Source organism: Pseudomonadota bacterium (assembly GCA_022361155.1).
Classification (GTDB): Bacteria; Myxococcota_A; Polyangia; order Polyangiales; family JAKSBK01; genus JAKSBK01.
Genome location: JAKSBK010000382.1, coordinates 1 through 23,777, shown reverse-complemented (window position 1 = coordinate 23,777; position 23,777 = coordinate 1). Strand labels below are relative to the sequence as shown.

Annotated in this window: 20 protein-coding genes; 5 read left to right on the top strand and 15 right to left on the bottom strand. The window is 66.4% G+C overall.

The window, feature by feature from the left end:
- Positions 1 to 181: 181 nt before the first annotated feature.
- Positions 182 to 2,272 carry a hypothetical protein gene (locus MJD61_14675; GenBank protein MCG8556516.1) on the top strand — a complete coding sequence of 697 codons (2,091 nt, stop codon included), beginning with the start codon at positions 182 to 184 and terminating at the stop codon, positions 2,270 to 2,272.
- 65 nt (positions 2,273 to 2,337) lie between these two features.
- Positions 2,338 to 4,161, top strand: a complete 1,824-nt coding sequence (locus MJD61_14670; protein ID MCG8556515.1) for a DNRLRE domain-containing protein — start codon at positions 2,338 to 2,340, stop codon at positions 4,159 to 4,161.
- Positions 4,162 to 4,338: 177 nt separating this feature from the next.
- Here MJD61_14670 and MJD61_14665 read toward each other — a convergent pair whose 3' ends face one another.
- Positions 4,339 to 5,352: a glycosyltransferase family 2 protein gene (locus tag MJD61_14665; GenBank protein ID MCG8556514.1), complete on the bottom strand. Its 1,014-nt coding sequence runs from the start codon at positions 5,350 to 5,352 to the stop codon at positions 4,339 to 4,341.
- Positions 5,353 to 5,409: 57 nt separating this feature from the next.
- Between MJD61_14665 and MJD61_14660 the strand changes: the two genes are divergently transcribed.
- Together MJD61_14660 and MJD61_14655 are read left to right on the top strand one after the other, a co-directional pair.
- Positions 5,410 to 5,637 carry a type II toxin-antitoxin system Phd/YefM family antitoxin gene (locus MJD61_14660; protein MCG8556513.1) on the top strand — a complete coding sequence of 76 codons (228 nt, stop codon included), beginning with the start codon at positions 5,410 to 5,412 and terminating at the stop codon, positions 5,635 to 5,637.
- Between the two features lie 33 nt (positions 5,638 to 5,670).
- Positions 5,671 to 6,063: a type II toxin-antitoxin system VapC family toxin gene (locus MJD61_14655; protein MCG8556512.1), complete on the top strand. Its 393-nt coding sequence runs from the start codon at positions 5,671 to 5,673 to the stop codon at positions 6,061 to 6,063.
- A 36-nt stretch (positions 6,064 to 6,099) separates the two neighbouring features.
- Here MJD61_14655 and MJD61_14650 read toward each other — a convergent pair whose 3' ends face one another.
- The 14 genes from MJD61_14650 to MJD61_14585 all read right to left on the bottom strand — a co-directional run bounded on the left by MJD61_14650 (position 6,100) and on the right by MJD61_14585 (position 22,849).
- The gene (locus tag MJD61_14650) at positions 6,100 to 8,076 is read right to left on the bottom strand and encodes an AMP-binding protein (GenBank protein ID MCG8556511.1); all 1,977 of its coding nucleotides are present in this window, start codon (positions 8,074 to 8,076) and stop codon (positions 6,100 to 6,102) included.
- 26 nt (positions 8,077 to 8,102) lie between these two features.
- A complete protein-coding gene (gene speE / locus MJD61_14645) occupies positions 8,103 to 8,960 on the bottom strand; it encodes a polyamine aminopropyltransferase (GenBank protein ID MCG8556510.1) in 858 nt (285 codons plus the stop codon).
- Between the two features lie 15 nt (positions 8,961 to 8,975).
- Positions 8,976 to 9,434, bottom strand: a complete 459-nt coding sequence (gene speD / locus MJD61_14640) for an adenosylmethionine decarboxylase (GenBank protein MCG8556509.1) — start codon at positions 9,432 to 9,434, stop codon at positions 8,976 to 8,978.
- 204 nt (positions 9,435 to 9,638) lie between these two features.
- Complete coding sequence (locus MJD61_14635; GenBank protein MCG8556508.1) at positions 9,639 to 10,886, bottom strand: MFS transporter; 1,248 nt, start codon at positions 10,884 to 10,886, stop codon at positions 9,639 to 9,641.
- 89 nt (positions 10,887 to 10,975) lie between these two features.
- Positions 10,976 to 12,010 (bottom strand): arsenosugar biosynthesis radical SAM protein ArsS, encoded by a 1,035-nt coding sequence (gene arsS, locus MJD61_14630; GenBank protein MCG8556507.1) that lies wholly within the window; start codon positions 12,008 to 12,010, stop codon positions 10,976 to 10,978.
- Between the two features lie 229 nt (positions 12,011 to 12,239).
- A complete protein-coding gene (locus MJD61_14625) occupies positions 12,240 to 13,793 on the bottom strand; it encodes an NAD(P)/FAD-dependent oxidoreductase (protein MCG8556506.1) in 1,554 nt (517 codons plus the stop codon).
- Positions 13,794 to 14,043: 250 nt separating this feature from the next.
- Complete coding sequence (locus MJD61_14620) at positions 14,044 to 14,547, bottom strand: hydrogenase maturation protease (GenBank protein MCG8556505.1); 504 nt, start codon at positions 14,545 to 14,547, stop codon at positions 14,044 to 14,046.
- On the bottom strand, positions 14,544 to 15,860 hold the full coding sequence (locus MJD61_14615) for a nickel-dependent hydrogenase large subunit (GenBank protein MCG8556504.1): 1,317 nt from the start codon (positions 15,858 to 15,860) through the stop codon (positions 14,544 to 14,546). The genes MJD61_14620 and MJD61_14615 overlap by 4 nt, the downstream gene beginning before the upstream one ends.
- Entirely contained in the window at positions 15,850 to 16,647 is a 798-nt protein-coding gene (locus MJD61_14610; GenBank protein ID MCG8556503.1) for an oxidoreductase, read from the bottom strand. The genes MJD61_14615 and MJD61_14610 overlap by 11 nt, the downstream gene beginning before the upstream one ends.
- Positions 16,637 to 18,580, bottom strand: coding sequence for a 4Fe-4S dicluster domain-containing protein (locus MJD61_14605; protein ID MCG8556502.1), 1,944 nt, complete (start codon positions 18,578 to 18,580; stop codon positions 16,637 to 16,639). Before MJD61_14605 ends, MJD61_14610 begins: the two co-directional genes overlap by 11 nt.
- Positions 18,564 to 19,043 carry a Crp/Fnr family transcriptional regulator gene (locus MJD61_14600; protein ID MCG8556501.1) on the bottom strand — a complete coding sequence of 160 codons (480 nt, stop codon included), beginning with the start codon at positions 19,041 to 19,043 and terminating at the stop codon, positions 18,564 to 18,566. Before MJD61_14600 ends, MJD61_14605 begins: the two co-directional genes overlap by 17 nt.
- Before the next feature lie 44 nt (positions 19,044 to 19,087).
- Entirely contained in the window at positions 19,088 to 20,578 is a 1,491-nt protein-coding gene (locus MJD61_14595; GenBank protein ID MCG8556500.1) for a serine/threonine protein kinase, read from the bottom strand.
- A gap of 223 nt (positions 20,579 to 20,801) precedes the next feature.
- Entirely contained in the window at positions 20,802 to 21,314 is a 513-nt protein-coding gene (locus tag MJD61_14590) for a DUF3592 domain-containing protein (GenBank protein MCG8556499.1), read from the bottom strand.
- A 176-nt stretch (positions 21,315 to 21,490) separates the two neighbouring features.
- The gene (locus MJD61_14585) at positions 21,491 to 22,849 is read right to left on the bottom strand and encodes an aminotransferase class I/II-fold pyridoxal phosphate-dependent enzyme (protein ID MCG8556498.1); all 1,359 of its coding nucleotides are present in this window, start codon (positions 22,847 to 22,849) and stop codon (positions 21,491 to 21,493) included.
- Between the two features lie 200 nt (positions 22,850 to 23,049).
- Between MJD61_14585 and MJD61_14580 the strand changes: the two genes are divergently transcribed.
- Positions 23,050 to 23,777: hypothetical protein (locus MJD61_14580; protein MCG8556497.1), on the top strand; the 728-nt coding region annotated here is incomplete at its 3' end.

Below are 23,777 nucleotides of genomic sequence, written 5' to 3'. Positions count from 1 at the left end.
CACCGCTCCGCGTAGTTTGCGGCGGAGCGAGCTCGTAGCGTATCCTTGCAAGTGCGGAAGTTGCGCGAACCTGCTTTGGGATGCGCGATTGCACCATTGCGTGGCTACATTGTGGGAAGTACTGCGGCCGCTAGCCCGACCGTGCAAGACACTCCCTGGCTGGACGGACGCCTCGAAGCCGATGATGCGGGCCAAGCACGCGCATCCGTCACGCGGATCGTTCGTGCTGCCGGCGCGTGGACCCAGCTCCGGCTGGCTGGCGTGCGTTTTCGGCCTGGGGCTGGCGGCGGGCTGTGGCGACGGGCAGGGCATGGCGCCGACCCCCGCGCCTCCGGGCACGCTGCAGCCCGAGGGCGGTGTGGCAACGGCAGGCCAAGGCGGAGCCGGGGCTGGGCGCGATGCGGGAGCGGCGGGGCAGACCGCTGCAGACGCCGGCGTCGATGCCGCCGATGCCGCGTCGCTGCCGGGCGACGGCGGCACGCCGGCCGATCCCGGGCTGCTGCCGGTGGTCACGATCCTCAGCCCCACCCATGCCAGCGATCCCGTGCGCGACGGCGTGATCTCCACCCAGCCCTTGACGGTGCAATGCAGCGCGAGGAAGGGCCCCGCGCCCGGCGCCCAGGAGATCAGCATCGACTCGGTCGCGATCGTCCTGTTCGAGGACGCGAATCCGGTCGAGGAGCCCCCGGTCAGACAAAGCGCCACGGGCGACTTCGAGGCCGATTTCGTGGGGCTCGACACCAAGATCGACAACGGGAAATTCACCATCGCGTGCTCGGCCGAGGACAGCTCCGAATCGAAGCGCAAGGGTGAAGCCGAGGTCGAAGTGTTCATCGACTTCGGCCCCGCGATCACGGTGAGCTCGCCCCGTCCCGACTCCACGGTGGCGCTGACCAAGCCGCTGGAAGCGGACTTCACCGTGAGCGCTTTAGCGGTGGATCCCAGCGACAGCATGGCCGATGTGGTGGCGGTTTCGCTGAGCGTGGCGGGGCAGCCCATCGCGGCGGCCGAGAGCCCTTCCATGCCCGGTCGCTACACGGCTCGCGCGATCCTGGACGACCCCACCGTCTTTCCCCTGCTGAGCGGGCTTACGGGCCTGGGCGTAAGGGCCACTAACAAGCGCGGTGTCGTGCGTACCCATTCGCTGAATTTCCACGTGGATGCGGACGGGCCCAAGCTCGAGATCCTCGCTCCCTCGGACAACGCGCTGATGCGTGGTGTCGTGCAGATCGAGATCGAGGCCACGGATGCGGCGGGCGTCAACATGGCCAGCCTCGGCGGCTCGGTGGGCAACATGGGGTTCGAGTTTCCCTTTAGGCCGCAAGGGGGGAACAAGTACGTCGGATCCTTTGACACGCGCCAGTTCCCACCCAACGTGTCCCAGATAACCGTCAACGTCCTGGCGCGCGACAGTGTGGGCAACGAAACCCGGCGCTCGATCACGTTGCGGATCGACAACGCACCCCCTGTGATCGACCTCGATCCGCTGCCGGTGCGCGAACGCAAGAAGGAACCCCCTTCGGCCTTTCTTTGCTCGCGCCCCTTTGACCCTGTGGGTGCACTGGCGGTCGACGACGGTGACGTGCGTCCCGAGGCGTCGGTCTTTCGGGCGCGCATCGAGGACCGTGGCAACTTCGCCGAGGGCGCGCCGGTGACCTTTCTGGCGGGCATCGACGACGCGAAGGTTCAGCTCTACGTCCTCGACGACTCCGACAAGGCCCTGCTCGTGGATACGGACGGCGACGGAATCTGCGACGAGATCAACCCCATGCTCGACCCTGCCCCGGTGCTCGTGGATCTGGCCCCGGTCCAGTACGCCGGGCAGGCGGATTTCCAAGCCTCGGTCGCCACCGAGGATCCCGCGATGGGGACCCTTTGCGGGCCGGGCAACGACAGCATGGCGCCGAGCCTGGTCTGTCAGGGCAGCGAGATGTCTCGCGTGACCTTCGGGGTCAACGTGAACACGACAGGCATCTACGCTCGCGCGCCCACCCAAGGATCCAACACGGCCTGCCATGGCGATGCCTGGAACTTCCGGACCCAGATCTCCGAGGGCTGGGCCTGCGTGGCCGTGCGCGCCGAGGACACGATCGGCAACGTGGGTGTCTCGGCACCTCTGCGCGTCTGCTTTGAGCACAGCGATCCGAACGCGTGTCCTGGCAACCCTTACGACAACCGCAGCGGGATCGATCCACTGCCCCGCTGCACAGCCATGGATTGCACGCCGGCGCCGGCAACCTTCCGGCGCATCATCGACCTGTTCCCGTTCTGACGGGAGACGTCGCGGAGACGAGACGAGCAGACGAGACGCTGGCCCGCATCAGCTGGCTGGGTTATATGGCCTTGGTGGGCATGCTGCGCGCTGGAGACACCTGGACCGGTCGTCGTCCGCGCGCGCGTTCCCTGCCCGTGCACACCGCGGTTCGCTGCAGGGCTGCCGCGATTCGCGCTGGAGCAGCCGTGATCTTGGCCGTATGGCCGGCCGGCTGCGGGGACGCCGCCAGCACGGCTCGACCGTCTCCGGGCGGTGGGCTGGCGGGGACCTCGGGCACGCAGTCGGGCCCGCTTGCCGCTGGATCGGGAGGCTTCGCCGCCGGCGGCAGCGTCTGCCCTGCCGGCAAGGCAGATTGCGACCGCGTCTCGCTCAACGGTTGCGAAATCGACCTGCTGGCCGATCCTGGCCACTGCGGGGAGTGCGGTGCGGCATGCGATCCGGGCGAGGGCTGCGACAACGGGCACTGCGTCGGCCGGCCCCAGGTGTGCCAGCCCGGCCATGCGGACTGCGACGGCGATCGGAGCAACGGCTGCGAGGCCGATTTGGCCAACAGCAACGAGCACTGCGGCCAGTGCGATCTCGCCTGCCCGCCCGATCACGGCTGTCGCGCGGGCGTGTGCATGTTCCAGGCGCCGGTGTGCGCTCCGGGCTGGGCCGATTGCGATGGCAGCCGCGCCAACGGTTGCGAAGCAGACACCCAAAACGACGCCAGGCATTGCGGTCGCTGCCAGCAAGCATGTGCGCCGGGCCAGCAGTGTTCCGCTGGCCTGTGCGTGCTGCAGCCCTTGTCCTGCCCCCCGGGTTGGGCCGACTGCGACGGCGACCGCAACAACCAGTGCGAAACCAACATCCAGAGCGATACCAGGCACTGCGGCAACTGCGGTACGGTGTGCCTTGCCGGTCAGCTTTGCAGCACGGGTCGCTGTACCGCCCAGCCGATCTTGTGTACGGACGGGTACGCCAACTGCGACGGCAATCCCGCCAACCATTGCGAGGTCGCCTTGGCACGGGATCCAGCGCATTGCGGCTCGTGCGGGATCCCGTGCGCGCCCGATGCGCTGTGTTACGACGGATCCTGCCTGCCGGTCATGTGTCCCCCTGGACTGGCCAACTGCGATGGAGATCGCATCTGTGAAGCCAATGTGTGGATGGATCCGGCTCACTGCGGCGGCTGCGGCACGGTTTGCGCACCGAGCCAACGCTGTCAGATGGGCACCTGCACCGACAACCCGCTCGTGTGCGAGGCAAACACCGCGAACTGCGATCTCGTTTGGGCCAACGGTTGCGAAACCGATCTCGCCAACAACCCGGAGCATTGTGGAGCTTGCATGCGCCAGTGCGGTGCAACCCCACCCGGCATCGCCATCTGCGACAGGGGTCGCTGCGGGCTCGAGCTTACGCTTGCTCTCGCGGACGCATTTGTTCAAGAGAGCCAGCCCGGCTCGGCCCAGGGGCTCGCGCCAGCCATCGAGGTACGAAGCACGCCCGCCAACCGCAGGGTGGGGCTGCTCATGCCCGTGGATCTCGCGAGGATACCTCCGGGCTCGGAGATCCTAAGCGCGACGATCGAGCTCTATTGCTTCGACACCGGGAGCACGGTCCGCGCGCACCCGCTGACGGCGCCCTGGCAGGAAGCCAGCGTCACGTGGGCGAGCCAGCCCAGCTACGAACCCACGGCCATTGCGGGCTTCGTTCCGCGCATCGGTCTGAACCACTTCGGCGGACCCGGGTTGCTCGACCTCGTTCGGGACTGGATGAGCAGCCCCAGCTCGGCCCATGGCGTCGCCCTGGTTGCCGACGCGAGCAACAACTCGCGCTATCGCAGCACTCAGTACTCGAACGCAAACCGGCGGCCCAGGCTGATCGTCGAGTTCGTACCCCCCTAGCGGTACTGGTGCTCGCGGCCGGAAGTCCGATGCGGGTTTTCTCCCGGGTAGGCCGCGGGCACGACCGCGCAGCGAGGCATCGACAAGAAGGTGCGCCAGCGCTAGCAAGCGCGGTTGGGGGCCGGGTTTCGGAGCCGGCCCTCACCCCCTTCTGGGGTCGGCGGAGAAACTAGCGTTCTAGCGTTCGCTCTCAGGCTCGACTACCACGGTCGGGCTCGTGTCGTCGCCCGCCTCAGGGCGGGGTGGTCGGCCCTTTTCGAGCTCGAGGCGGCGCATGCGCAGCCGGATGTCTTGGAGCAGGAGACGATTGGTGCGCACCAGGCTTCCGAGCATGCCGAAGATGAAAATCTGTGCGCCCACCACCACGGCGACCGCGGCGAGAATCAGCGATTGGATGTGCCCGCTGCGGGAAGGATCTTGGACAAAATAATACAAGAAGCGGGCCGCGATCGCGACGCCCAGCAACAGGAACGGTAGCGAGAGCCATGCAAAAGCGCGCAGGGGCTTGTGCATGGAGTAGCCCTGCACGATGATTTGCGCTGAACGGGTGATGTACTCGGACAGGCTCCCAAAGAGCCGGCTCGGACGGCGCGGCCGATTGGGACGGATGGGTATCTCCAGCACCAGGCAGCGTGCCTCGGCAGCGCTGAAGATCGTTTCGATGGTGTACGAGAACGGGTTCGTCAGAAACACCCGCAAGGCGAAATCGCGAGACATGGCGCGAAAGCCGCTCGGGGCGTCGTGGATGTCGACACCGGTGACACTGCGCACCACGGTGTTGCCCACGCGGTAGAAGAACTTCTTGCGCGCCGGCACGTTTGGATCGCGGGCGGGTTGCCGGTTGCCGATTACCAGGTCGGCTCGGCCCCGGACAAGCGGCGACACCAGGGCTGGGATGTACTCACCTGGATACTGGTGGTCGCCGTCGGTGTTGACGATGATGTCGGCCTCCATCTGCAGGGCCGCTTCGATCCCGGTCACAAACGCCTGCGCCAGGCCGCGGTTGGTCGAATGGCGCACCACCTCGGCCCCGGCATCGCGAGCGACCTGGGAGGTGGCGTCGCTCGAGCCGTCGTCGATGACCAGCACGCTGACAGTGTCGATGCCGGCGATCTCGGCCGGGATCTCGGCGATCACCCGGGCGAGGGAATCCGCCTCGTTGTAGCAGGGGATCTGGACCACGAGCTTCATCGAGCTAGCCGCGCTTTCTTGACTTAGTCTACTACTAAGCTTAGTCTATCTCATTAGGTGCAAGTCAATATTCATGAAGCCAAGAGCCATCTGTCTCGCCTTCTGGCGCGTGTAGCGCAGGGTGAGGAGGTCGTGATCGCACGCTCGGGCCGACCCATCGCTCGACTGGTTCCCATCGAAGCAGCCCGGCAGCGGGTTGCGGGCCGTTACGCCGGTGAGGGTTATGTCGCGGATGACTTCGATGCGCCTCTGCGAGATTTCGAAGACGAGTTCTACGCATCTTGAGCGCAGTTCTTGAGTGAGCAAGCCGATCGCTGCATGAAGATACTGCTCGATACCCATGTCTGGCTGTGGTGGCAGATGGCTCCCGATCGTCTGGGCGTTGGCGCGCGTGAAGCCATCGGCTCGATGGACAACGAGGTCCACCTTTCCGCCGTGTCGAGCTGGGAGATGGCTATCAAGATCGTGGCTGGAAAGCTGCAACTGCCAAGACCGCTCGCGGAAATGGTGCCGGAGTCCTTGCTTCAGGACGGCTTCATAAACCTACCGATTCAGCCGGCTCATTGCTTTGCGCTGCATACCCTGCCCATGCACCACCGGGATCCGTTCGATCGCATGCTTGTGGCGCAAGCTGGCACGGAAGACTGTACGCTCGTCACTGCGGACCAACAGTTGGCACGCTATCCGGCCGCCGTCTTGCGAGCCGGCTGACGTAAGACCCGTCCCGGGGGTTGGGGGCGCGCAGGGTCATCGCGCCCTGGCGATCGCCTCGATGGCTTCGGGATTGGCAACGCTCGAGAGGTCGCCGAGGTCTTGGTCGCCCAGATAGCGCCTCCGGATCAGGCGCCTGAGGATCTTGGCACTGCGCGTTTTGGGCAGGTCGTCGACAAAGAGCACGGCCTTGGGGCGGTCCACCTTGCCCAGCGCTGCGACGACCGCCTGACCTAGCTCGCTGCGCAGCTGTTCGCTGGGTTCATGTGCCGGAGGCAAGACCACGAAGCACACGATTTCCGTACCCTTGAGGCGGTCGGGCACGCCTACCGCCGCGGCCTCGCTCACGGCGTCGTGGCCGATCAGGGTGGCCTCGATCTCGCCGGGACCCACCCGGCGGCCGGCGACATTCATGGTGTCGTCCGCGCGGCCGAACAAAAACCAGTAGCCTTGCCGATCGACCTTGGCCCAGTCCCCATGGTTCCAGACCTCGGGAAACTTGGACCAGTAGGCCTCGAGATAGGCGTCCGGTTGTTTCCACAACCCCCGCGTCATCGAGGGGGCGGGTTTGGTGCAAACAAGATAGCCCACCTCGTCGGTTACGCTTTGGCCGCCCTCGTCGAACACGTCGACTGCCATCCCCAAGCCCGGGCTCTGGAGCGTCGTGGACTTGAGCGGCATGATGGGCAGCGGAGCGAGGAAACAGCCAACGATGTCCGTGCCCCCGCTGATGTTGATCACCGGGCAGCGCCCGCGGCCGACATGCTCGAAGTACCACGTGTAGCTTTCCGCATCCCAGGGCTCCCCCGTGCTGCCGAGCAGGCGAAGCGTCGGCATGCCGTACGGGTCGACCCAGCCATCGCCCCCGCGCATCAGCAAGCGCACGGCCGTGGGACTGATGCCCAGCGTTGTCACACGGTGCTGCTCGACGCTGCGCCAGATGCGATCGGGCGCGGGATAGTCCGGGGCGCCCTCGAACACCACCAGGGTGGCGCCGTGCATGAAGCAACCGATGATCTCCCACGGTCCCATCATCCAGCCGATGTCCGTGAACCACCAAAACACGTCGTCCGGCCGGAGATCGAAGTTGTAGCGCAGCTCCTTGCCCGTTTGCGCGAGGCAGCCGGCATGCGTGTGCACCGTGCCCTTGGGCTTGCCGGTGGTCCCGCTCGTATACAGGATCAAGGCCGTGTCCATGGCCTTGGCGGCCACGGTGCCGGCCCGGCTGCTCTGGCCCTCCACGAGCTCATGCCAGTAGTGGTCGCGCCCCGCCGTCATCGGACAGCCAACGCTGGTTCCGGCGCGGCGCAGCACGATGGTATGGCGAAGCTCGGGCAAGTCCGCGATGGCTTGATCGAGCTCGGCCTTGAGCGGCAGCGTCCGCCCCCTGCGCAGCGAGCCGTCGGCTGTGAACACCAGCTTGACGTCGGCGTCCTCGAGTCGTTCGCGCACGGCGGGCGGTGCGTAGCCAGAGAAGATCGGGACGAAAACGGCGCCAACCTTGTGGGTGGCGAGCATGGCGAAGACGACTTCCGCGAGCATCGGCATGTAGCAGGCCACGCGATCCCCCGGGCCGACCCCCAAGGCCACAAGGGCGTTGGCCACCTTGGCCACATGGGCCGCGAGCGCGGCGTAGCTCACACAGCGCGTGGCTTCGTCCTCTGTTTCGGCGATAAGCGCGATCTTGGTCGGATTCGGACCGTTCGCGTGGCGGTCGACGCAGTTCAGCACGATGTTGGTGCGTCCTCCTACGAACCAGTCTGCCCAGGCGTTGCCGCGCGAGGTGTCGAGCAGGCGCTCGTAGGGCGTCTCCCACACGAAGCCCATGTCATCCAGAGCCGCTGCCCAAAACCATTCGGGGTCTTGCTGGCTGCGTTTTATGAACGCGCGCGCCGCCTCCTCGGTGCGCGGGGCGCTGTGCGGGTCCACGGCGTAGCCGAGCTTTGCCATCAGCCGGCTGACGTTGGCGTTTTCAATCCACTCTCGCTGCGGAACCCAGACGAAATCGCTCATCGAGCCGAGGGTAGCAGAGTCACGAGTTACGCTGAAACACGCGACTGGCCTGCGTCCAGCTTCTTCTGAATCTCGCGGGGCAACGCGAAGGCGGCTCGGTGGATCTCGGTCGTATAGTAGCGCATGTGGGGCTCGATGCGCTCGGCGCGAGCGGTGTTGATCGCCTTGGGATCCAAGCCAGAGCTCGCGTACGTGTAGCTCCAGAGCGAGCTTGCATAGACCGGCACTGGACCGAAGTAGGGGTCCGCGCACACGAACACGTCGCGCAGCGTGCGCACTATCCGGTAGAAATCGCGCGGCATGAACACGGGCGACTCGGTCTGCTGGGCCAACACACCGTGCTCGCCCAGCAAGCGCTCGCAGTCGGTGTAGAACGAGCTTTCGAACAGTCCGACCGCCGGCCCCAGCGGATCTGGCCCATCGATGAGGATGACGTCGAACGGCTCGTTGCATGCCGCCGCGTAGGCGATGCCGTCTTCGAACCGGACCTCGAGCCTTGGGTCTTCCCACGCGCTGCCGATGGTCGGCAAATACCTCCGGCTCGCTTCGACCACCATGCTGTCGAGCTCCACCATCACCAGCTGCTCGACCTCGGGATGACGCAGGATCTCGCGCGCGGAACCACCGTCGCCGCCCCCTATGAGCAGCACGCGCCGAATCGCGGGCGCCGTGACCAGCGCGGGCTGCACGAGCATCTCGTGGTAGTAGAACTCGTCCGCCTCGCTGGTCTGGTAGATGCCGTCGAGCGCGAGCGTCCGGCCGAAGCGCTCGGTCTCGAAGATCTCGATCGTCTGGAAAGCGCTGCGTTCGCTGTAGAGGGTCTTACCGACCTTCAGACCGAAGCGTGCGTTGCCCTCGAATACCTCGTCGTACCACAGCGGCATGCTAGGACGGAGCCCCTAAGACTGCGCGTGCGCGGCGGTGGTGCTCCGCGGCCGGCGCAGCGACTTGGGCGGCGCCCCCAGGTCTTGCCTGGGCCGCACGTGGTAGCGCACATCCATGCGGCCCCCGACACTGCAACGCCCACGGTCCACCAGCATCAGTTCCACTTCACGGGCTCCCAGGCCGCGTTTGAGCACTTCGTGGGCTTGCTCGGGTGAGCACTCCCCGCACGTGAAAAAGTCCACGGCGGCGTAGCCGTATTCGGGCCAGGTGTGAATCGACAGGTGGGACTCTTCGATGACGACCACGCCGCTCACTCCCTGGGGGGAGAACGGGTGAAACACCGAGGCCACGACCGTAGCCCTGGAGGCCTCCGCCGCTCTGCGCATCAGGGCTTCGACCCGTTCCACACTGTCCAACAGGCCCGCCTCGCAACCGGTGTATTCGGCCAACAGGTGCCGTCCGCGTGTGTCCAACGCAAACTCTCCCTCGACGTGCTGACGGGTGCAGGGTTAAGGGGTTGGAGGGGTTGAGCGCGCCAGCGGCCGGCGCACCCCCACGACGTGGGCGCGCATCAATACCATAGGCGCCCTGGAACGCAACCGTGTTGTGACAGAAAACGCGGGCGCGACACAAAACGCGGGCGCGACACAAGACGCGACACCTCTGCGAATCCCCCATCACGAGGCACCAACGTACGGGACGCGCCCGGATGCTGCCGGCGAGGGCACCCGCCGCAGCAGCAGTCCTCCGACCACGAAGAACGCCCCGATGCACAGCACTGCCAGGCGCTGGTTTCCGCCGCTCAGGTAGGAGACCTGACCGAAGACCAGCGGTCCGAGCACGGACGACGATTTGCCGCAAAAGGCGTAGAAGCCGAACAGCTCGGCCTCCCGGCCGCGGGGAATCATGCTCGACATCAGGCTGCGGCTCGCTGCCTGCACCGCGCCTAGCCCAGAGCCTGCCAGCGCGGCCATGGCGAAGAACGTCGGCTTCGACTCCACGGCTGCCGCGCCGGCCACGATCAGGGTCCAAAGGACCAGGGTCAGCCCGATGACGCGTTTGGCGCCCCAGCGATCGGTGGGCTTGGCGAGTGCGAGCGAGCCCAGCAGGGCCGAGATCTGCACCACCATGAAGAGCAGCATGAGCTCGCCTTGCTCGAAGCGAAGCGTCTTGGTGGCGAAAATTGCTGCAAAGTAGATAACCGTCAGCACGCCGTCGATGTAGAAGAAGTAGGCGAAGAGGAATCGCCGCAGGGGCTTGGAGCGAAGCACCTCGCGCGTCGTTGCGCGCAGGCGACGAAAGCCATCGAGCGCCGCCTTTGCGACGTGCTGCCCGCCGGGGGCGTCCGCAGGCAGCCAGCGCCAGGCGGGCAGCGAAAAAAGCGCGAAGAAAGCCGCGACGCTGAGCCAGGTCAGCTCGAACATGCCGCGTTGGACCAACGGCAGGGCGATCAGCAGCCCGATCAGCGATCCGGCGTAGCCAAGCGCGAACCCGACGCCCGAGACGAAGCCGCGGCGCTCCTCAGGCGCCAGGTCGGGAAGGTAAGCGTTGTAGTAGACGAGCGCTCCCTCGAAGCCGATGTTGGCGAGCACCGCCAGGCAAAAGCCCCACAGTACGTCGCCGGGGCCCACGCTCGACAATGCCGCCACTGCGCCGATGCACAAACAGGTGTAAGCGAGCATCATGCGCTTGCGTATCCTGGCGCGGTCCGCGACCGAGCCCAACGCGGGCGACGAAAGCGCCACGAACAGCACCGAAACGGACATGACGCGGCCCCACCACAGGTCGCCTTCGCCCGTTTCGTTGCCGACGACACTCTGAGCGTAGTACACGGCGAATACTGTGGCGACGATCACCGCCGAGTAGGCGGAGTTGGCGAAGTCGTAGAGCGCGAACGCCGCCACCTGCTTGGGGTCGAGCCGCACCTTAGCCGCACCTTAGCCGCACCTTAGCCGCACCTTAGCCGCACCTTAGCCGCACCTTACGATCGGCGATCGGCGCCCCAGTACCGCTCTCATTGAAGCGCCCCGCCACAGCTCGAGCCCGCGCCCGCAGTGCAGCCAAAGCAGTGCTCTGCGGTGGCGACTCGTTGGCCAGCCAGGTCCTGCAGGCTGTCCAATTCCCAAACCGTTGTGGGGGTTGCGCGGTCGCGGCGAGGCGCACCCAGTGCGATCTCGAGCATCTGGTTGAAGTCGCAATCGTAAAGCCGGCCGTTGTAGCCGACGCTCAGCAGGGTGCGACACATGAGGTGCTCGATGGTCGCGGGGTTGAAATGGTTGACGAGCAGGCTCATGTAGGCGTCGTATTGACCCTGCCGTTCGAGGCTTCGAGCGAAGCGCTGGATGGGCATGTTGGTGAGCGTGAGCAGGCGATTGAACTCGATCCCGTGCTCGGCGCGCAAGACCTCGCGATAGCGGCTTTCAAGTGCGACCTGGGGTGGTGGCAACGAGGCTCCCAGCGGATTGTAGACCAAGTCCAACGGAAGCGAGGTGCCTGCCAGCCCGTAGCCGTGCTGGTTCAGGATGCGCAGGGCGCGAATGCTGCGATCAAACACGCCTTTGCCCCGCTGCTTGTCGACGTTGCCGGGACCGTAGCAGGGCAGGCTCGCCGTCACTGCCACCTGGTGGTCTGCCAAAAAAGCCGGCAGGTCCTGCATGCCGGGCTCGAACAGGATGGTCAGGTTGCAGCGATCCATGACCTGTACGCCATGACCGCGCAGTGTGCGCACCAGCCAACGAAAGTGGGGATTGAGCTCGGGTGCTCCGCCCGTTATGTCCACGAGGTCGACGCTGGGTGCCCGAGCCACCAGGCGGACCACGCGCTCCGCCACATCCCGACCCATGCTCTCGACCCGTGCCGGGCCGGCGTCCACGTGGCAGTGGTGACAGGCCTGATTGCAGCGCTTACCCACGTTGATCTGCACCGTGGTCAAGGCGCTCCGGCTGAGGCTTGCCATGCCGTGCTGCCCCAGCTCCTGTTCGAAGGCGGCCTTGGGCCTCGGGCTCTCGCGAGCCATCACGGGTAGATGAACGCTAGCAGGTGAGGCCATGGCGGATTCTCGGTAGGTGCGGTTTCTTAGGCGTCGGGTCAAAATAACATCTCCAGGTCGGCTTTGAGGCTCCCGGCCGGCAAGGCGCGCTGTCGCGCGAATACTCCCTGTATTCGGAGGCGGTGCAACGCCGCTGGACGGGATGGATCGAAATCGAAGTGGCGATGTTATTTTGACCCGACGCCTTAGGCAGTAGTGTGCATCGGCCCCGGTCGTTACAGCTCAGCCTTTAGCCTTTGCCCAGGTCGCGCAGCAGGCGGGCCGCTGCGTTGTGGCCGGCAGCACCGATGACCGAGCCGCCGGGATGGCAGCCGGCGCTGGCCGAGTACAGGCCTTCGACGGGTGTGGTATAGGGCAAGCGATCGGCGAAGCCAAAGGTATTGTCGATGTGGTGGATGTGGCCGCCGGTCATGCCGAAACGCTGCTCGATTTTTGGCGGCGTGAGCGTGAACACGTCGTCCACCAAGCCGGCGCTCCCGGGAGCAAGACGCTCCCAGAGCGAAAGCAGGTGTTGTACGTACGGCTGCTCTTGCACTTCCCAGCTGCTGGCCTTGAGGGCGTAGGGCACCCACTGCACGAACAGGGCCGCGCTGTGGCGACCCTTGCTGTCCTTGAGACTGGAGTCGAGCGCGGTATGGATGTAGAGCTCCATGGCGGGTTGCTCCGGCAGCTCGCCGGCACGCGCCTGCTGGAACGCCTTGTCGAGCGCGGCAATTACCTCGCTTTCGTCGGCAAGCAGATGGATCGTGCCTCGGTGCTGGCCGAGATCCTCCTTCAGGCAGGAAAACTCGGGCAAGCCGCGCAGGGCCAAGTTGACCTTCATGCTCGATCCGGGTCGGGCACAGTCGTCGAGCCGCTGGTTGTAGGCGGCCGGGAAACTGGCAGCGCCGGCCAGCTGCCTCAAGCGAAACGGGTCCGCATTCACCACCACGGCGCTCGCCGTCACCTCGCTGCCGTCAGCCAGCACGGCCCCACGGCAGACCCCCTGCGCCGTGCGCAGCGACACCACGCGCCGGGACGTCCAGATCTCCACGCCAAGGTCCCCGGCCAACCGTGCGAGCTGCTCGGTCAGAACGCCCATCCCGCCACGCAGCAGCATCCAGGTGCCGTCGGAAGCCGGGAGCCTGCACATGTTGTGAATCAGGAAATTCATGCCCGTGCCCGGGGTATCCCAGGCCCCGAACACGCCGGTGAAGGCGTCGGTCACCGCGTACATCGCCTTGATCAGGTCGCTGCGGAAGCCAAAACGATCCAGGTAGGTGCGGATAGAGCCCCGGCAGAGCTGGACAAAGACCTCGCGCAGCGGCGGACGCACGTAACGCTCGGCCGTCTCCTCGATCGAAAGGGGCTCGGCGAGCCAGCTCGGCGCGATGTCCTCGCGCAGGTCACCGAGCTCGGCCTGCAGGGCCTCGTGCGCGCGCCAGTCCTGCTCGCAGAAGAAGCGCGCAAGCTGCTGCCGGCTGCGAGCTTGGCCGGAGCCGAGCAAGAGGTAGCGCTCGCCGCTGGTGGGCAAGAAGTAGTGCGGGTCGCGGCGCAGCAGCGGCAGCTGCAGGTCAAGCAGCCTGAGGAGCTTCGGCGGCATCAGCCCGAGCAGGTAGGCGCCGGACGAGACGCCCAGCTCGGGGGCGCGCTCGAACGGGTACTCGGTCCGTACCGCGCCGCCCAGCTGCTCGCTCTGCTCGGCCACCAAGACGCTCAGGCCGCTGCGGGCCAGGAGGGTGGCCGCCACCAAACCGTTGTGACCCCCTCCGACGACCAGAACATCCCTCGTCAGCTTCGCCATGGTGCCATGCTAACTATAACTCGTGTCCTGCGTCCCAGATTTCGCACATAACAACCAACACCGACCGTCGATGCCAGCTGCCCGATCGCCCGCGAGCCCGACCTCAAGCAGTGTGCGGTGCATATCGCGCGTCTCGTTGTTCGCTGCTGGATCGTACTTGACCATGTACATGTCGCTGTTGCCGGCACTCCTCCGGTGCGGATAGGATGTGCCACCGCTCGGCGAGCTCGTCGTAGAGTTTCACGGCGGGTCACGCTCCGTAGCGGCCCGCAGCGCCGCGAAGCTCCTCGGCGATCCCACCTGTCGCTTTCCGGACTGCTTCGCGCAGTGCGGCGACCAGCGCGGGTAGGGCGGCTTCGACGGGCGGAGACAGCCGATCGCCCGGCTCGAACCTGCTTCCTTCGATGCCGACGAAGCACCCATCTGGCAGGGGTCGGCCCAGGGCGTGCCCGAGCTCGAGCGCTTCGCCGGCCCCGAAACCATGCGAGGACACAGGAGCGCCGCTGACGGCGGCCCGGGCGAGCTCGCTCAGGGACAGCTGCACGATCGAGCCAGGTGCGGCGCCGCTCCGGATCACATCCACCAACACGATCGGGCCCTCTGCAGCGAGCAGATCCAGCAATCCCGCCCCTGGTCTGCCGGCGGGCACGACCTGTTGGCCTTCGAGCGCATCCGCCGCGCGCAGGGCGGCGCCGTCATCCGAGGCGTGACGGTTGCCTAGTGCAATGACCCGAACGCGGCTCACGCTGATCATATAGCCGAGCTTCTATCCGCGCCGGCACGATCGATGGTCAGCTCGAGGAAGTGGGTCGCGCACGAGATGCAGGGGTCGTAGGCGCGGATGAGCTGCTCGCAGCGGCGGGTGGCTGCGTCGTGATCGAGCCGCAGCAGCTCGGGCGCAATGGCTACGAGATCGGCTTCGATGCGAGCTTGGTTCTGGGATGTGGGCGGCACGATCCGAGCGGTTTCAACGAGCCCGCCGGCGTCGAGCTCGTAGCGGTGCCAAAGCAGGCCGCGGGGCGCTTCGCTGGCTCCCGAGCCCGATGCGCTCGCGGCCTCGAGATCGAAGCATGCGGGTTGCGGGCAACTGTAGCCGTCGATGATCGCCAGCGCTTCTGCGAACGCGTGCACCAGCTCGATCGCCCTGACCACGATCGAACGGTAGGGATTGCGCAGCGGAAGCGTTAGGCCGCTCGTGGCGAGCGCAGCAAGCGCCGTGGGATGCAGCCGTTCGTGCGCGTGGTTGAGCCTGGCCATGGGTCCGCAAAGGTAGGGGGTGCCGTCGCGCAGCCGGCAGTGAAGCGCGTTGGAGCGTGCGACTTGCTGCTCCTCGAAGAGCTCGTCAAAAGCCTCTACCGGAAACTGCCCGCGTCCGGAGATGGCGATCTGGTCTCCCCACTCGAGCGGGTAGTCTTGCGCGCACAGCGTCACGAACACGTAGTCGCTCTCGAGCTCGGGTGCCCTGAGCCCGGACGCCCACTTTACCGTGGTCAAGGCGTCGCCAAGACCCTGCTCGAGGGCCGGGCGGAGCGCGCCGAGCTCGGCGGGGGAAGGGGCGCGGCTGAAGCCCCCCACACGGACCGAAACCGGATGGATGGCGCGGCCTCCCAGGACTTCGATCAGCGAGTTGCCGGCCTTCTTCATGCGCAGACCACGCTCGACCAAGGCCTTGTGATCCCGAGCCATGTCCATGGCGCTGGCGTAGCCAAGGAAATCCGGCGCATGCAGCAGGAAGACGTGCAGGGCGTGACTCTCGATCCATTCGCCGCAGTACAGGAGCCGGCGCAGGGTCCGTATCTCGGGCGTCGGCACCCAGGCGAGCGCGTTTTCGAGCGCGCGCACCGCGCTCATCTGGTAGGCCACGGGGCAGATGCCGCAGATCCGGGCCACGATATCGGGTGCTTCCTGAAACGAGCGGCCCCGCATGAAGGCCTCGAAGAACCTGGGGGCCTCGAAGATCGACAGGTGCGCCTCCTTCACGTCCTCGCCGTCGACCACCAGGTGAAAGCGACCCTCGCCCTCCACCCTCGTGAGCAGATCCACCTTGTACGTGCGCTCACGACTCATGGCGTTCGCTCTCTTCGCGAAACTCGGGGGCGTAGGCGGTGAAGAGCCGGAAGCTGCGAGCGATCTCCCGGCCGGTCAAGCCCTGAGCCCGCATGTGCTGCGCAAGGGCCCGGGTGTTGGGTCGCTCGCGCGGGCCAAAGCAGCCGTAGCATCCGCGAGCGAACGCGGGGCAGATGGCACCGCAGCCCGCATGCGTCACCGGCCCGAGGCAAGCTTGGTTCTTGGTCACGACGACACAGACGGCGCCGCGTCGCTTGCATTCCATACACACGCTCTCGTTGGGGATGACCGGCGCGCGGCCAACCAGCATAGCGGCGATCAGCTCGATCAGCTGCCGCTTGTCGATCGGGCAGCCTCGCAGCTCGAAGTCGACCGAGACGTGCTCGGCGACGGGGGTCGACTTCGCCAGGATCGGCAGCATGTCGGGCCGCGCGTAGACCGCGCGCGCAAACTCGGCATGGTCGGCGAAGTTGCGCAGCGCCTGGATGCCGCCCGCTGTGGCGCAGGCCCCGATGGTCACCAGGGCCCGCGCGTTTTTGCGGATTCGGTGCAGCTGCTCGAGTTGTTCCGAGGTCGACAGCGATCCCTCGACCAAGACCACGTCGAAGGGCCCCTCGGGCATCAGGCTCGAGGAGGCCTCGGGGAAATGCACGATGTCGACCGCCTGCGCTACGGCCAGCAGCTCGTCCTCGCAGTCGAGCAAGGTCAGCTGGCAGCCGTCGCACGACGCGAGCTTGAACACTCCGAGGCGTGGCCGCCGGGCGTGAACAGGATTGCTAGAATCCAACCTTGCCGAAGATGCTGGCGATTTGGTCATAGCGAAACACGGGTCCGTCCTTGCAGACGAAATGGGGTCCGTACTGGCAGCGACCGCAGATGCCCACGGCGCATTTCATGTTGCGTTCCAGCGACAGGTAGATGTGCTCGGCTGGGATGCCGAGCCGGTCAAGCTCTGCCAACGCGTAGCGCATCATGATCTCCGGGCCGCACAGAAAGTACAGCCCCGAGCGGGGGGTGTGCTTGCGCCGCATCAGCTTGGTAACGACGCCGATATTGCCGCTCCAGGAACGGTCTCCTCGATCCACGGTCACGTGCGCTCGTAGATGCGAGGCCTGGATCCAACCGAGCAGCTCGCGATCGTAGATGATGTCGTCGGGGCTACGCGTTCCATACAGAATGCGCACGTTCGGGAAGTCCTTGGGGCGCTGCACTGTTTCGCGCACTGCGCTGCGAAGGGGGGCCAGACCGATCCCCCCCGCGATCAGCACCAGGTGGCGGCCGACTGCTTGCTCGAGGGGCCAGGGCTTGCCAAACGGTCCGCGCAGGCCCACGACCGCGCCCTCACGCAGCCCGGCCAGGGCGCGCGTCGCGTTGCCGACACTGCGCAGCGTGTGCTCCAGCACGCCGTCGCCAGAGCCGGATATCGACATGGGCACATCGCCGATCGCGGGCAAGGACAGCATGTTGAACTGGCCGTGCTCGGGCGCATAGCCGGCGGGTGCCTGAAGCACCAGGTTGACCACATCGTGCGTTTCGCGATGGACCTCGAGCACTCGCGCCGGCACTGGGACCAGACCGTCACCCGCCCGGGGCGCGTAAGACTGCACGGGCGGCAGAGGTACCGGGTCGCCGGCGCCGGCTGCAATCGTGGAGGCTTCCACGGTAAGGTCGATCCCAACCGGGCACCAGGCGATGCAGCGGCCGCAGCCTACGCAACCGCTGGTCCCGAACTGCGCCGTCCAGGTCGCGAGCTTGTGGGTGAGCCATTGCTGGTAGCGCGACCTCACGTCCGGGCGAAACTGAGCTCCGTGAATCGTGGAATGCTCGGCGCCGAAACACGAATCCCAGGACCGCTCTCGGCCGGCTTCGCCGTCGGTGACACCCGACGTATCGCTGATGGTGAAGCAGAAGCAGGTGGGGCAAACCGACGTGCAGTTGCCGCAGGCAAGGCAGCGGTCTGCCACATCCTGGTAGCGCGGGTGGTCGAGGTTGCCCATCAAGCGTGCAGGCAGATCACGGGTGTCGAGACGGCGGCCCATCGAACGGCGGCAGCGTTCGATGGCTGCCTGCGCCCTGTCCGCGACCGAGTCCTCGGCCGGCCGGCTGGGCAGCCGCTCGAGCAGCTCGCGGCCACGCGCCGACCCGGCGTCGAGCACGAGCTCGGTACCAAGCTCGGTCATTCGCAGATCGTAGTCGCCCTGCACCTCGGGGCCTGTGTCCATGGAGTCGCAGAAGCACAGCTCGCCGGCTTCGGTGCAGTTGACTGCGATGATCAGGCAGCGTTCGCGCCGCACTCTATAGCGACCATCGACGAACGGACCGCCCATGAACACCCGATCCTGAATTGCGATGGCGGCGAGCTCGCAGGCGCGCACACCCAGCAACGCCAATCCGGGCCCGTCGTCCGTCGCAGCTGTCCACTGCGGCGAATCACTGCCCCGTCGAATGCGCACCAGCTGCTCGCGAGGCGGGAACAGGAAACGCTTCCACGAGTGCGGGCCCACCACGTATCCGAAGGCAGCACGGTCTGGCCGGCGCTGCAACCGATAACGTCCCGGCCCCTGCTGGTCGGTGAATCCCCAGGGCAGATCGGCCGCCGATCGGAGCTCGTCGTAGACGATCGCCTCGTCTCGAATCGTGGGACCGATGACGCGGTAGCCGTCGCCGCGCATCAGGGCGATCAAATCGTCCAGGTGTTCGCTGTTAAGCCGCTCCGCCATGGCCGTACATGTCCAGCAGCTGCAGGCGCGTGTCGTGCAGACGGGCTGCGACAGCGGCGAAGAGATTGCGCATGACGTGGTAGCCGAGCTCGTGGTCGGACGCGCACAGATCGCGCAAGGCCGATCCGTGAAACGCCAGGACAGACGATGGCTTCACCGCGGTCGCACTAGCGAGCCATGCGGCTTGGTCGAGCACCGCCGACCAACCGATGACTTCGCCTCGCGTGAGCGTCAGCAAGCACAGCTCCCGGTCGCTTCCCAGCTCCACGCACAGGCTGAACCTGCCGTGCAGGACCACACCGAGGTCGCAGGCCGGTTCCCCCTGCCGGAACAACTGCTGTCCGCTCGCGATGCTCCTGACGCGCGCGAGCCCCGTGACCGCTTCGAGCTGAGGGTCGCTCAGGCCGGCAAACGGAGGTAGCTCACGCAGCTCGTCCAGGCTGACCGATTCGGAATGCCGCATGGGGGACTCCAGCATAGGGGCAGCGTACCATGCCAGCATGGCACTCAACCGCGTGGGTTGCGTGCGCTTCGCAGCAGCTTGCTTTTTAGCAGGCCGAGCTGTTTGCGCCGGTCGCTGTCCGGTGGTGCCTTGCGGTGGCTGCGCTCCACCGCAGGCAAGGCTTCGGCACCATAGATCTGCTGCACCATACTGACTGCGCGACGTCCATGGCGAGCGTGTCCCACGGCGTCCAGCAGGTCATCGAGCATGCAGGCATCCGCGCGCGAGCGTGCATCCACGCGGAAAGCCTTCATGTAGTAGCGCAGCGAGTCACGGCGCCAGCCCTTGTTGGCGAAGGCGTGCCCAAGCAACAGATGCGGCCGAGGATCCCGAGGATGTGCTTTCGAGTACGACACCACCTCGCGAATGTCGGCGCGGCTCAGCGCTTGCCCGCCGTAGGCGTTCGCCTGGATGCGTTCGAGCGCAGCGGGCACGCCCTCGCCCCAGGGGCCCTGCTCCTTTTGGACGATCGCGCCAAGCGACTCGCTGTCCAGCGCGTGCACCAAGGCGAGCGCGCCGACTGCCACGGCGACCAGGCCGGCCAGCGCAAGGCGTTGGATCCCACGCCTTGCAGGTCTGGGTGTGTAGGTCGGACTCTTGAGCGACGAGGTCGCAGCGGGTGTCGGCAGGCTGCGAAGCGCCTTGAGCATGCGGCCTGCATCGGCAAAGCGCTCGCCCGGGCGCTTGGCCATCGCGGTTTCGATCATCTGCTGTAGCTCGGGCGTCACGGTCAATCCCTCGCAGATGCGCTCGAGCCTGGGCACGGGCGACAGCAGGTGCGCGCGCACGACCTCGCTACGCGAGGACTCGACAAAGGGCGGCCGTCCGGTCAGCATCTCGAAGAACACGCTCCCGGCTGCGTACACGTCTGCGCTCTTGTCCACCTGGTCGCCCGTCGCTTGCTCCGGCGCCATGTACAGGGGAGTTCCCATGACCACCCCCGTGTGCGTCAGGGTCTGAGACAGCTCCTTGTCCGCGGCGCCGAGGAATTTGGCAAGACCGAAATCCAGAAGCTTGACCTCAGGGCTTGACCCTTCCCATCCCTCGAGAAACACGTTTCCGGGCTTCAGGTCACGATGGACGATACCCCGTCGATGAGCGTACGCGAGGCCGGAGAGGACCTGGCGCATGAGATCACGCGCCAGCCCGGGCTCGAGCGGCTCCCCCTCTTCCAGGACTTTTTCCAGCGTCACGCCCCTGAGCAGCTCCATCGCGATGTATTGCGTGTCGTTGGTGATCCCGTAGCTCAGGATGTCCACCACGTTCGGATGGGATAGGCGCATCAGCGCCTGCCCCTCACGCCCGAAGCGGCTTCGACTGTGTCGCGACGGCCCGAGATTGGGGCTCAGGATCTTGACTGCCAGCTCGCGCTTCAGCCGCACGTCGTGGGCGCGATAGACCACCCCGACGGCACCTGTTCCGAGCACCTCGTGCAGCACGTAGCGGTCGTCCAGCAGTGCGCCGGGACTCGGCTGACCCTGGTGAGCGCCGGCCATCTCACCTAGCATACACGACCCACTGCACCGCCACCGGGGCACGGGCCTCGCCGGACGCGGCCGGCCTGCGCAGCAGCAGCGGTGTGGTCCCGCCGGCGACGGTAAGGGCCCGCGGTCCACGGGCCCCAAGGCGCGCTGCGGTCCGGCGCCGCTGCGCCGGGGCAGCAAAGCCGCGCACCTGGCTGCAGCGCGGGGTACGAGCCGCGCGCTCGCTGCGCTCGCTTCATCGCGGGGGTTGGCGCCTTCCCAGCGGGCCACGCCGGGGTACGGGCAAGCCCGAGCGCTCGAATCCTGATGGTGCAGGCGGAGGCCGGCTCGTGCTCGGCCTTGTCAGCAGCTCTCCGCTGCGCACCCGGAGCCTGCGACGCAGCTGTTGCTGCCGGTACAGCGCCCAGAGCGTGACAGACAGCAGCATGAGACCAAGGCCGAGGTACAGGCGCAGCTGCCATACTGCGTGGAAACGGGTGTCCAGGTAGCTGATGGCTGGCCGGCGCGGGTCGTAGCGCACCCGTACTGCGGTTCCCACCGGGTGCCGTCGCGCGAAGTTCTTGTCCGCCGCGCGCGCCAAGGTAACGAACCTGCCGCGATACTGACGTCCGCTCACGGTGTAGGTGTAGCGAAGCAGCGAAAGGTAGCTCTTGGCTTTGGTCTTGTCACCGAGCGCGGGATTACCCTGGGTGGACCGCGTGATGGTGCCCGGGGCCGTGGGCCAGTCCTGCACCTCGCTATGGCGCAACCGGAGCATCATCCAGCTCGCGCACAATCCGGCACCACCGAGCAGGAGGAGCAACAGGAGAGCATTTGCGGCGCGGCTATGCGACATTTCGCGAACGGGCTGCGGCGCTTTCGCCGGCCCTGTTCGTGCTTACGCCCGCCGTTGTGCGTTTCTTTAGCGCTCGGCCGCTGCCCCGATCAGGCCTGCCCGGGGGGAGCCGCGGCCTGCATTCGGCCGATCGTTCGATGCAGGGTCTCGAAAAGGGGCGCGATCTGGTCTAGCTCCAGGCAGGAAAAGGCGACCCGCAGGTCGCTCGCCGAAGCCGATATCAGGCCAATTCCTTCTGTGTCCAGCAGGTGTAAACGCAGCTTGTGCGCGTCGACTCCCTTGATGCGAAGGCACATGAAGTATCCGCTGTTGAAGGGATACGCCTCCCAGCTATCGCGGAAGCGCCGGTCGTGAACGATTTCGTGCACCTTGGTGGCTCGTGCCAACAGCACGCGTTGTTTCTCCTGCCTTTGGGACCTGATCTCGGGAGCCATCAGCGCCTTGTGCACCAGGCTTTGCGACAGCTGCGGGCTGTTGGATATCACGGCCCTGGTGGCGCCCCGCACCTTGGCGTCCAGCGCAGCCACAACGGCGTCGGCCCGCTCGCAACGGCCAGGCCCGAAGGTCAAGAACCCGCAGCGCAAGCCCCAGGCGAAAAGCTCCTTGGTCGCGCCGTCCAGCTTGATCGCAAGCAGGTTGGGGTGTGCGTTGGTGAGGCGCCCGAACAGCGATTCGGTCAGCGACCGGCCCCCCAAATGATAGAAGAGCCCGTGGTAGGCGTCGTCGCAAACGACGACCACCTTGGTCCCCTGCCGGGCCTGTTCGATCATAGCCCGCGCGATGCGGTCGCCTTCTTCGGGCGTGGGCATGTAGCCGGTAGGATTGTTGGGGAAGTTGAGCAGGGCCAGGACCTTGTCCCGTCCGCGGGCGGCTTGGCCGAGGCATTCCTCGAGGCCCTGCGTATTGAGGCCCCGCGCCTGAAACGTGGGAAAAGTCCAAAGCTCGGCCCCCAAGCGAACCTCGTAGGTCAAGCGGTAGTTGCCCCACAGCTTGTCCGGGATCACGATGCGGTCGCCCGCTTCCACGAACAGGTCCCCAACCAGCGACAGGCCGTGGGTGATGGCGCTGGTCACCAGCGGCTGACCGAACACCTTGCCCCGCAACGATGGACTGTCGGCGAGAAGCTTGTCGCGCCACAGTGCCCGCAGCTCCGGCTGCCCGCCCGGCGGAGCGTAGGAATACGCCTGCGAGGGGGCGAGCTCGTGCAGCCAGCGGTGCAGCGATGCCAGGTACATGGGGCCGCCGCCCTCGGTGGCGATCCCTATGGTTGCGTTGTACCGATGTGCCTTGGTCTTGGCTTCGGCTGTCTGGCTCAGAATACCTCTTGGGTAGTACAGCCTGCGTCCCAAGGGCGACAGCATGCCGAGCACTTCGGGCGCGGCGTCCTCGAGCGCCTGATTGAGCTCTTGCGCGAGGGACTGGACAGGCGCCTGCGCTGCTAGGTTCATCACGTTCCTCGAAGTACGACTCCCAAAAGGCCGCACCGCCACGGCCAGCTCCGAGCAGCACCTCGGCGCCGCGGGTTGGGGCGCATTATGGGCGCTGGCGGGGGATTCGACAAGCTCGCGTGAAAAGTGCTTGACCCGTAGGGTATGGGCGGCGTCATTAAGCCTGCACACCCCTGTGCACTGTACGCCGAGATTTGATCTTGCCGGCATCACGTACCGCCTGGTTTTGTTTGGCTCTCTGGGCATGCAGCCTTACGCTGCCTACCTCGAGCGCCCGAGCCACAGAGCCCGTCAGGGTAGTGATCGAGCGCTTCAGCGGCCCACACGCCGGCCAGGTCAGCAGCAGCATCGAGCGTGTCCTGCGGCGTCAGGTCGAGGTGGAGCTGATCGGCCGATCCGAGGTCGCTGCCAGGCTGCGGCGCTGGGGCCTCAAGCTCGGCTCCACAGGCAGCTACGCCGTATTCGCTCGGCAGCTGGGCATCGGCGCGTTCGTCCACGGGGAAGTCCGCAAAAGACGACACTACCGGGTGGAGCTCAGCGTTCGCCAAGGCCAGGACGGCCAGATCATCGGCCGGCATACCTTCCGAGCCAAGAGAGTGAAACACCTCCGGCGAGCAGGTCGAGCGTTCTGGGTCCACCTCGGCAACAAGGTTCGGTACGCCAGTCCGGCACCGCGCTCGGCCCGTGCCGAGCTCGGCGACGACAATCCGCTCGAGCGCGCCGAAGCAGAGTACGTGAGCGACGAAGCGCTCAGCGCGCGCCCCGGCGCAGGCCAGGAAACCCAAGATGAATCCGGCGCACACCCGAGCCTGCTGAGGCGGGTTTTCGGCAAGAGCATGTCGAAGCACGAAAAGGCGCGCCAGGCGCGGCTCGAGAGCTCCGCGGGGCAGCGGCTCGAGGTCAGCTTCGGCGCCGTCGCATTCTGGCG

What these genes read in the sequence shown, in the direction of transcription:
- MJD61_14615 (MCG8556504.1), bottom strand. Translation starts at nt 15,860, where the DNA reads ATGAGTCGTGAGCGCACGTACAAGGTGGATCTGCTCACGAGGGTGGAG.
- MJD61_14605 (MCG8556502.1), bottom strand. Translation starts at nt 18,580, where the DNA reads ATGGCGGAGCGGCTTAACAGCGAACACCTGGACGATTTGATCGCCCTG.
- MJD61_14665 (MCG8556514.1), bottom strand. Translation starts at nt 5,352, where the DNA reads ATGAAGCTCGTGGTCCAGATCCCCTGCTACAACGAGGCGGATTCCCTC.
- MJD61_14595 (MCG8556500.1), bottom strand. Translation starts at nt 20,578, where the DNA reads ATGGCCGGCGCTCACCAGGGTCAGCCGAGTCCCGGCGCACTGCTGGAC.
- MJD61_14585 (MCG8556498.1), bottom strand. Translation starts at nt 22,849, where the DNA reads ATGAACCTAGCAGCGCAGGCGCCTGTCCAGTCCCTCGCGCAAGAGCTC.
- arsS (MCG8556507.1), bottom strand. Translation starts at nt 12,010, where the DNA reads ATGGCCTCACCTGCTAGCGTTCATCTACCCGTGATGGCTCGCGAGAGC.
- MJD61_14650 (MCG8556511.1), bottom strand. Translation starts at nt 8,076, where the DNA reads ATGAGCGATTTCGTCTGGGTTCCGCAGCGAGAGTGGATTGAAAACGCC.
- MJD61_14670 (MCG8556515.1), top strand. Translation starts at nt 2,338, where the DNA reads ATGGCCTTGGTGGGCATGCTGCGCGCTGGAGACACCTGGACCGGTCGT.
- MJD61_14675 (MCG8556516.1), top strand. Translation starts at nt 182, where the DNA reads ATGATGCGGGCCAAGCACGCGCATCCGTCACGCGGATCGTTCGTGCTG.
- MJD61_14655 (MCG8556512.1), top strand. Translation starts at nt 5,671, where the DNA reads ATGAAGATACTGCTCGATACCCATGTCTGGCTGTGGTGGCAGATGGCT.
- MJD61_14625 (MCG8556506.1), bottom strand. Translation starts at nt 13,793, where the DNA reads ATGGCGAAGCTGACGAGGGATGTTCTGGTCGTCGGAGGGGGTCACAAC.
- MJD61_14600 (MCG8556501.1), bottom strand. Translation starts at nt 19,043, where the DNA reads ATGCGGCATTCCGAATCGGTCAGCCTGGACGAGCTGCGTGAGCTACCT.
- MJD61_14620 (MCG8556505.1), bottom strand. Translation starts at nt 14,547, where the DNA reads ATGATCAGCGTGAGCCGCGTTCGGGTCATTGCACTAGGCAACCGTCAC.
- speE (MCG8556510.1), bottom strand. Translation starts at nt 8,960, where the DNA reads ATGCCGCTGTGGTACGACGAGGTATTCGAGGGCAACGCACGCTTCGGT.